We start from the raw sequence: 8837 nt of genomic DNA, 5'->3' as shown, positions 1-8837 counted from the left end.
TGAGCCGCCGCCCCCCCCCCCCACCCCCCACCCCCCCCCCCCCACCCCCCCCCCCCCCCCCCCCCCCCCCCCACCGGTCAACCCCCGCTCATATTCATGAAGCGCAAAATCTGCACCTCTCCCCCGGCATCGAAATCATGCCGCAACGGCTTGCCCCGCAAGGCTTGTAGCAGCGCATTGACAATAGGCTGGTCATCCAGCGGATAGCGCCGCAACAACCCGCGCAGGTCCAGCGAGTCCTCCTGCCCCAGGCACAACAGCAAGCGCCCCTCCACCGTCATCCGCACCCGGTTGCAACTGGCACAGAAGTTATGACTATTGGGCGAAATAAAGCCGATACGCGTATCCGCATGCTGCGCCAGGCGCACATAACGCGCCGGCCCGCCGCTGTTCTCGGCGCTGTCGAGCAAGGTATGGCGGCTGGCAATCAGCGCCCGCACCTCGTCACTGGAACAGAACGATTCGCCACGCGAACGCCCCACCTCCCCCAGGGGCATCTCTTCAATAAAGGTGATGTCGATGCCCAGATCGATGGCGTACTGCACCAGCGCCAGCACCTCATCGAAGTTGCGCCCCTTCATCACCACGCAGTTGAGTTTGATCCGCTCGAAGCCGGCCGTGCTTGCCGCTTCGATCCCCCGCAACACCTGCGCGAGGTCACCGTTGCGGGTAATCGCACGAAAACGCTCGGCGTCCAGGCTGTCGAGGCTGATGTTCATGCGCTTGACCCCGGCGTCCACCAGCGGCCGGGCCAGGCGCTGCAGCTGTGAGCCATTGCTGGTCATCACCAGCTCGCGCAAGCCCGGCAAAGCGGCAATGTGACGGCACAGATCGACAATCCCCGGACGGATCAACGGCTCCCCTCCGGTCAAGCGGATCTTGCGCACCCCCTGGCCGACGAACAGCGTTGCCAGGCGCTGCAGTTCCTCCAGGGTGAGCACCTGCTGGCGCGGCAGGAAGGTCATGTTCTTGGCCATGCAATACACACAGCGAAAATCACAACGATCGGTCACTGACATACGCAGATAGTCGATCTGCCGTCCGAATCCATCCTGCATCACCGTTCTCATCACCTTCCCCTTGTCTTGCTGATTACTGCACCAGTGGCGAATCGGCGCCTTGTAGCTGGATACCACGAATGTCCGCAGCACCGATCAGGGTCTGCAGGTACTGCACCACCGCCTTCTGCCAGACACCTTGTTGCAGCTGGGTGCGGATCGCCGTAGCGACCGCCTCATAGGGCAATTGCTGTCCTTCGATACGCTGATCGACGCTCAGTACATGCCAGCCGTAGCGGCTTTCCAGCGGTTTGTCGGCCAGCCCCGGCGCCAGGGTGAACAGCTGCCGTTCCAGCTCGGGGACCGTCTGGCCCTTGCTGATCTGCCCCAGTTCACCGCCCTGCGCCTTCGAAGGGCAAGCCGAGTACTTCAGCGCGAGCTCGGCAAACTGCTCGGGGAATTGCGCCAGACGCTGTTGCAGGATCTCGGCCTGTACCAGCGCCAGGCTGCGCGCCTCGGCGTCGTCCGGGGCACATTCGAGCAGAATGTGCCGCACCGCCAGCAACGGCGCGCTGTGAAAGCGCCCGCGGTTGCTGTCGTAGTAGCGCAGGCAGGTGGCCTCGTCACACTCGGGCACCTGCACTTCGCGCTCCAGCAGCAAGCGCGTGGCCGCTTCCTCCTCGTTTTCGCCAGCGCCGACTTGCAGCGACAGGCCCAGCTCGGCGATCCGCTGCTGCAGCAACTCGCGGATCACCAGGGCGCGGGCGGCCATGAACAGCGCCTCCTCGCGATCGGCCGCCGGGTGATACTGCAGCTCCTGGGCCATGGCCTGGGGGCTGATCGACACCGCATTGACACTGATGATCGGCCATTCCTGTTCGCTGCTGGCGATCAGCTGTGCGGGTACTTCGACCGCCACTGCCGCCACTGCCAGCTCGGGTTCAACCACTGTTGAAGAGGCGCAACCACCGCCACCACCATTACCGCCGCCACATCCACATCCGCTTGACATGATCGTCTCCTCAGATTTTCTGCCGAACGATTTGATAGCGCCGTCCCAGGTACCAGACCGGTGCACTGACGATGTGTACCAGGCGGGTGAAGGGGAACAGCACGAACAGGGTCAGGCCCAGGAACACGTGCAGTTTGTACACCAGGCTGACCGGGGCAATCGCCGCCGCGGCCTCTACCGGACGCAACAACACGGTGTTCTGTGCCCAGTCAGCGAGCATCACCATCACCGAGCCGTCCATGTGTCCGGTGGAGGCGACGATGGTCAGCAAACCGAGCACCAGCTGCGCCAACAGCACCACCAGGATCAGGATGTCCGAGGTGTTGGAGGTGGCGCGAACCCGCGCATCGGTCAGGCGCCGGTGGATCAGCATGATCAAGCCGATCAGGCACAGCAGGCCGAAAAAGCCGCCGGAGACCATCGCCAGCAATTGCTTGTTCTCGGTGCTGATCACGTGGTGATAAACCGAAGCCGGGGTCAGCAGGCCGACGAAGTGTCCGGCCAGGACGAACAGCACGCCAACGTGAAACAGGTTGCTCGCCGCACGCATGCCGCGACTGGACAGCATCTGGCTGGAACTGGCCTTCCAGGTGTACTGCGACAGGTCAAACCGCGCCCAGCTGCCCAGCAAACAGATCGCCAGAGCGACATAGGGATACACCCCGAACGCCAACAGATTCCATTTAGACATTGCCCACCTCCCCGGCCGGCGCGCTCGCCTGCCCTTGATGCTGAAAATCGACCCAGTGCAGCGGTACCGCGCTCTCTTCGCGGGCTTTGCCCGGTGCACTGGGCATTGCGCTACAGCGTTCCTGTTGCTCGGCCTTGAGAAAGTCCACGGCCTCCTCTTCCCAGATCTTGTCCAGGGCTTCGAGGGAGTCGTCACGTTGCTCGGCGGCGACCTGTTCACGCAGATCGGCCACAGCCTGGTGCGGTTCGGCACCGGCAATCTGCAACAACGCGCGGAAGCAACTGGCGTAGGCGCTCTCGCGCTCCTCCAGACGCGCGGCGAGCAAGGCCAGCAGGTGCGCGACATCGGCCAGGCCCTCACGGGCCTCTAGGTCTTCGCGGGTCGAGAGGTATTCCAGGTACAGCGGGATGTAATCCGGCAGCTCCTTGACGCCGATGGCAAAGCCCGCTTCTTCATACTGCGCGAGCATGTCGACCATGGCCTGGCCACGGTCGCGCGACTCGCCATGCACGTGTTCAAACAGCAGCAGCGACAGCGCCCGGCCACGGCCGAACAACGCGCCGTAGTGCTCCTGGCCATCCATCAGGTCGTTGTTGCAGATCAGCTCCAGCAACTCGAACAGCGCACCGCGCTGACGCGGGCTGATTTCCCGCGCCTGGAGAATCGCCTGCTCCAGTTCGTCGCGGCCGGCGACCAGGTTCTCGGTCGGGTAATCAAGCAGCAGCGAAATCACTTTTAGGATGCGCATGCTCAGTCCTCCCACAACTGTACGGTTTTGAGGATGTCGCGGCGGTTGGCTTTCTTGGCGCCGAACATGTTGGTGTCGGAGCTGCCGCTGCAACCGCTGCCGAAGCTGAAGCCGCAACCGGAACGTTCGGCGAAGGCGTCGCTCATCGCCTCTTCACGGTGCGCGCTCGGCACCACGTAGCGGTCCTCGTAGTTGGCGATGGCCAGGTAGCGGTACATCTCTTCGACCTGGTTCACGCTCAAGCCAACGTCTTTCAACACCTGCAGGTCCTGAACACCTTCAACCTGTTCGGAGCGTTTGTAGGCGCGCATCGCCAGCAGGCGCTTGAGCGCACGCTTCACCGGTTTCTCGTCGCCGGCAGTGAGCAGGTTGGCCAGGTAACGCAGCGGAATGCGCAGGCTGTCGACATCCGGGATCACTCCGTTCATGCCCACAGTGCCCGCCGCGGCGGCGTTCTGGATCGGCGACAGTGGCGGTACGTACCAGACCATCGGCAGCGTGCGGTACTCTGGGTGCAGCGGCAGCGCCAGCTTCCAGTCCACGGCCATCTTGTACACCGGCGAACGTTGCGCGGCGTTGATCACCGACTGTGGCACACCATCTGCCAGGGCCTGGCGAATCACTGCCGGGTCGTTAGGGTCGAGGAAGATCTCCAGTTGCTTCTCGTACAGGTCATGCTCACTGGCAGTGCTCGCCACTTCGCTGATGCGATCGGCGTCATACAGCAGCACACCAAGGTAGCGAATGCGCCCGACACAGGTTTCGGCGCAGACGGTAGGCATCCCGGCTTCGATCCGTGGGTAGCAGAAGATGCACTTCTCGGACTTGCCGCTTTTCCAGTTGAAGTAAATCTTCTTGTACGGGCAGCCGCTGATGCACATGCGCCAGCCGCGGCATTTCTCCTGGTCGATCAGGACAATGCCGTCCTCTTCACGCTTGTAGATCGCCCCGCTCGGGCAGGACGCAGCACAAGCCGGGTTCAGGCAGTGCTCGCACAGGCGCGGCAGGTACATCATGAAGGTGTTTTCGTACTCTCCGTAGATGTCGGCCTGGATCTGGTCGAAGTTCTTGTCCTTGCGGCGCTTGGCGAACTCGGTGCCAAGAATCTCTTCCCAGTTCGGGCCCCACTCGATCTTTTCCATGCGTTTGCCCGACACCAGCGAGCGCGGCCGCGCGGTCGGTTGGTGCTCGCCCAGCGGCGCGGTATGCAGGTGCTGGTAATCGAAGTCGAACGGCTCGTAGTAGTCATCAAGGCCCGGCAGATCCGGGTTGGCGAAGATATTCGCCAGCACCCGGAACTTGCCGCCGATACGCGGGTTGATGCTGCCGTTGGCGTTGCGCACCCAGCCGCCTTTCCATTTGTCCTGGTTTTCCCACTCTTTCGGGTAACCGACCCCAGGCTTGGTTTCGACGTTGTTGAACCAGGCGTACTCCATGCCTTCACGGCTGGTCCAGACGTTCTTGCAGGTGATCGAACAGGTGTGGCAGCCAATGCATTTGTCCAGGTTCAGGACCATGCCAACTTGTGAACGGATCTTCATGACAGCACTCCTTATTCCATCTCGGTCGGCAGTGGACGTGGCAGCTCATCGCCACGCGAACCGTCGAGCCAGTCGACCTTGGCCATCTTGCGCACCACGACGAATTCATCGCGGTTGCAACCGACCGTGCCGTAATAGTTGAACCCATAGGCCTGCTGGGCATAGCCGCCGATCATGTGGGTCGGTTTGAGCACCACGCGGGTCACCGAGTTGTGATGGCCTCCGCGGGTCTTGGTGGTTTCCGAGCCGGGTACGTTCACGATCCGTTCCTGGGCGTGGTACATCATCACCATGCCCTCCTTGACCCGCTGGCTGACCACCGCACGGGCGGTCAGCGCACCGTTGGCGTTGAAGCACTCGATCCAGTCGTTGTCCTCGATGCCGGCGCGCTGTGCGTCGATCTCCGAGAGCCAGACAATCGGCCCGCCACGGCTCAGGGTGAGCATCAGCAGGTTGTCGCTGTAGGTGCTGTGGATGCCCCACTTCTGGTGCGGGGTGATCCAGTTCAGGACGATCTCGGTCTGGCCGTTGCTGCGCTTGCCTTTCACCGCGGCGATGGTCTGGGTGTTGACCGGTGGCCGGTAGCTCATCAACTGTTCACCGAAAGCCTGCATCCACGGGTGATCCTGGTAGAACTGCTGGCGGCCGGTGATGGTGCGCCACGGGATGTTCTCGTGGACATTGGTGTAACCCGCGTTGTAGCTGACATGATCGTCCTCGAGCCCCGACCAGGTCGGGCTGGAGATGATCTTGCGCGGCTGCGCCTGGATGTCGCGGAAGCGGATTGCTTCGTGTGCCTTGGACAGTGCCAGGTGGCTGTGGTCGATGCCGGTGAACTCGGACAATGCCGCCCAGGCCTTGACCGCGACATGGCCGTTGGTTTCCGGTGCCAGGGAGAGGATGACTTCCGCCGCATCGATCGCAGTGTCGATCTTCGGCCGGCCCTGGCTGATACCCGCCTCGTTCTCGCGGTAGTTCAGCTCGCCGAGGAATTTCACTTCCTCATCGGTGTTCCAGTTGATGCCCTTGCCGCCGTTGCCGAGTTTTTCCAGCAGCGGGCCGAGCGAGGTGAACTGTTTGTAGATGTTCGGGTAGTCGCGCTCGACCACTTGCATGTTCGGCGCGTTCTTGCCGGGCTGCGGGGCGACGCCAGCAGTTTTCCAGTCGGTGCCACCGAACGGCTGGGCCAGTTCGCCGACGCTGTCGTGCATCAGCGGCACGGTGACCAGGTCCTGCTCGACGCCCAGGTGACCTTCGGCCATCTTCGAGAACGCCTTGGCGATGCCTTTGTAGATTTCCCAGTCGGAACGCGATTCCCAGGCCGGGTCGATGGCCGCCGACAGCGGATGGATGAAGGGGTGCATGTCCGAGGTGTTCATGTCGTCCTTCTCGTACCAGGTCGCGGTCGGCAGAACGATGTCGGAATACACGCAGGTCGAGGACATACGGAAGTCCAGGGTGGTGACCAGGTCGAGCTTGCCGATGGCGCCCTCGTCGACCCATTCGGCTTCCTGCGGCTTGCAGTCGCCGACCTGGCCGATGTCTTCGTTCATCACGCCATTGCGGGTGCCGAGCAGGTACTTGAGCATGTACTCGTGACCCTTGCCCGAAGAGCCCAGCAGGTTAGAACGCCAGATGAACATGTTGCGCGGGAAGTTCACCGGGTTGTCCGGCTGCTCGCAGGCAAAGCGCAGGCTGCCGTCCTGCCAGCCCTTGACCACATAGTCTTTGGGCGCCATGCCGGCGGCTGCGGCGTCGCGGCAGATGTGCAGCGGGTTACGGTTGAGCTGTGGCGCGCTGGGCAACCAGCCGGCGCGTTCGGCGCGGATGTTGTAGTCCAGGGCGTGTTCGGGGAACTGGCTCTTGTCAGCCAGGGGCGAGAGCACGTCGTGCATGCTCATCTTCTCGTGGCGCCATTGCGAGCTGTGGGCGTAGAAGAAGCTGGTGCCGTTCATCTGCCGTGGCGGACGGTTCCAGTCCAGGCCGAACGCCAGGGGCAGCCAGCCGCACTGCGGACGGAGTTTTTCCTGGCCGACATAGTGGGCCCAGCCGCCGCCGGTCTGACCGACGCAACCGCAGAGCATGAGCATGTTGATCAGCCCGCGGTAGTTCATGTCCATGTGGTACCAGTGGTTCATCGCCGCGCCGACGATGATCATCGAGCGGCCACGGGTCTTGTCGGCGTTGTCGGCAAATTCGCGGGCGATCTGGATGGCTTTCTCACGGCTGACGCCGGTGATCTGCTCTTGCCAGGCCGGGGTGCCGGGTACGCTGGCATCGTCATAGTCGCGAGCAACGTTGGCGCCACCCAGGCCGCGGTCGATGGCCAGGTTGGCCGCCGACAGGTCGAACACCGTGGCGACCTTGACCTGGCTACCGTCGGCCAGGGTCAGGCTGCGCACCGGTACACGGCGGTATTGCACGGCATCACCGGCGACATGCTGGAAGTGCTCGTGGGATTCGCCGGCAAAGTACGGGAAGGCCACTTCGGCGACGTCGCCACCGATCAGGCTCAGGGTCAGGTCGATCTCGCGACCGGCACCACCTTCACGCGGCAGGATGTTCCACTTGCCCTGCTCGCCCCAGCGGTAGCCAATCGAACCTTGCGGCGACACCAGCTCGCCGTCGGCATCGAGGGCGATGGTTTTCCACTCGGGGTTGTTCTCCTGGCCAAGGTTGTCGGCCAGGTCCGAGGCCCGCAGGAAGCGGTCCGGCTGGTAGCCGGCACCCGGTGCGGTACCGAGCATGGGTTTGAGCAGCACCAGCACCGGCAGGTCGGTATAACGCTTGGCGTACTCGGTGAAATAGGCGCTGGGCTGGTCCAGATGAAACTCTTTGAAGATTACATGGTTGAACGCCTGGGCCAGGGCCGCGTCGGTACCCTGCTTGGGGTTCAGCCACAGGTCGGTAAGCTTGGCCACTTCCGAGTAGTCGGGGGTGATGGCCACGGTCTTGGTGCCCTTGTAGCGCACCTCGGTGAAGAAGTGCGCATCCGGGGTACGGGTCTGCGGGACGTTGGAGCCCCAGGCAATGATGTAGTTGGAGTTGTACCAGTCGGCCGATTCCGGCACGTCGGTCTGCTCGCCCCAGACCATCGGCGAGGCCGGTGGCAGGTCGCAGTACCAGTCGTAGAAGCTCAGGCAGGTGCCGCCGATCAGCGACAGGTAACGGGCACCGGCAGCGTAGCTGACCATCGACATGGCCGGGATCGGCGAGAAGCCCACCACCCGGTCAGGGCCGTATTGCTTGACGGTATAGACGTTGGCTGCGGCGATGATCTCGGTGACTTCATCCCAGCTGGAGCGGATAAAGCCGCCCATGCCGCGCTTGCTCTTGTACGAGTCGGCCTTGGCCTTGTTCTCGACAATGCTTGCCCAGGCCTCGACCGGCGCCATGCTCTGGCGCGCCTCACGCCACAGTTTGAGCAGCGGCTTGCGGATCTTCGGATACTTCAGGCGGTTGGCGCTGTAGATGTACCAGCTGTAGCTGGCACCCCGCGGACAGCCGCGCGGTTCGTGGTTGGGCAGGTCGTTGCGGGTACGCGGGTAATCGGTCTGCTGGGTTTCCCAGGTGATCAGGCCGTTCTTCACGTAGATCTTCCACGAGCAGGAACCGGTGCAGTTCACGCCATGGGTTGAACGTACGATCTTGTCGTACTGCCAGCGTGAACGGTAGACGTTCTCCCAGTCGCGCGACTCTTTGCGAGTCTCGCCGTGACCGTCGGAAAACTCGCCTTGCTTGCGGTTGAAGAACCGCAGTTGATCGAGCAGATGACTCATGATGCTTTCCTCTCAGGCTTGCTGCGGGGTTCTGTGCCCCACCCACGCAAAAGTTGAATTCGGGTCCT

Annotated in this window: 6 protein-coding genes; all 6 read right to left on the bottom strand. The window is 62.9% G+C overall.

What is annotated here, in order from left to right; genetic code table 11:
* Positions 1–77 precede the first annotated feature (77 nt).
* The 6 genes from moaA to ACO6VD_RS15395 are packed head-to-tail and all read right to left on the bottom strand — an operon-like array spanning position 78 to position 8769.
* Complete coding sequence (gene moaA / locus ACO6VD_RS15420; RefSeq protein WP_422420244.1) at positions 78–1070, bottom strand: GTP 3',8-cyclase MoaA; 993 nt, start codon at positions 1068–1070, stop codon at positions 78–80.
* 22 nt (positions 1071–1092) lie between these two features.
* A complete protein-coding gene (locus ACO6VD_RS15415; RefSeq protein ID WP_422420242.1) occupies positions 1093–2010 on the bottom strand; it encodes a peptidylprolyl isomerase in 918 nt (305 codons plus the stop codon).
* Between the two features lie 10 nt (positions 2011–2020).
* A complete protein-coding gene (narI, locus tag ACO6VD_RS15410; RefSeq protein ID WP_400173241.1) occupies positions 2021–2701 on the bottom strand; it encodes a respiratory nitrate reductase subunit gamma in 681 nt (226 codons plus the stop codon).
* Entirely contained in the window at positions 2694–3449 is a 756-nt protein-coding gene (narJ, locus tag ACO6VD_RS15405; protein ID WP_422420240.1) for a nitrate reductase molybdenum cofactor assembly chaperone, read from the bottom strand. Before narJ ends, narI begins: the two co-directional genes overlap by 8 nt.
* Before the next feature lie 2 nt (positions 3450–3451).
* Positions 3452–4990 carry a nitrate reductase subunit beta gene (gene narH / locus ACO6VD_RS15400; RefSeq protein WP_422420238.1) on the bottom strand — a complete coding sequence of 513 codons (1539 nt, stop codon included), beginning with the start codon at positions 4988–4990 and terminating at the stop codon, positions 3452–3454.
* Positions 4991–5001: 11 nt separating this feature from the next.
* On the bottom strand, positions 5002–8769 hold the full coding sequence (locus ACO6VD_RS15395) for a nitrate reductase subunit alpha (RefSeq protein WP_422420236.1): 3768 nt from the start codon (positions 8767–8769) through the stop codon (positions 5002–5004).
* Positions 8770–8837: the final 68 nt, after the last annotated feature.

The organism is Pseudomonas sp. GZD-222 (genome assembly GCF_049310525.1).
Lineage (GTDB): Bacteria > Pseudomonadota > Gammaproteobacteria > Pseudomonadales > Pseudomonadaceae > Aquipseudomonas.
The sequence above is the reverse complement of the archived record's forward strand: the minus strand, read 5'-3'. Positions and strand labels throughout refer to the sequence as shown.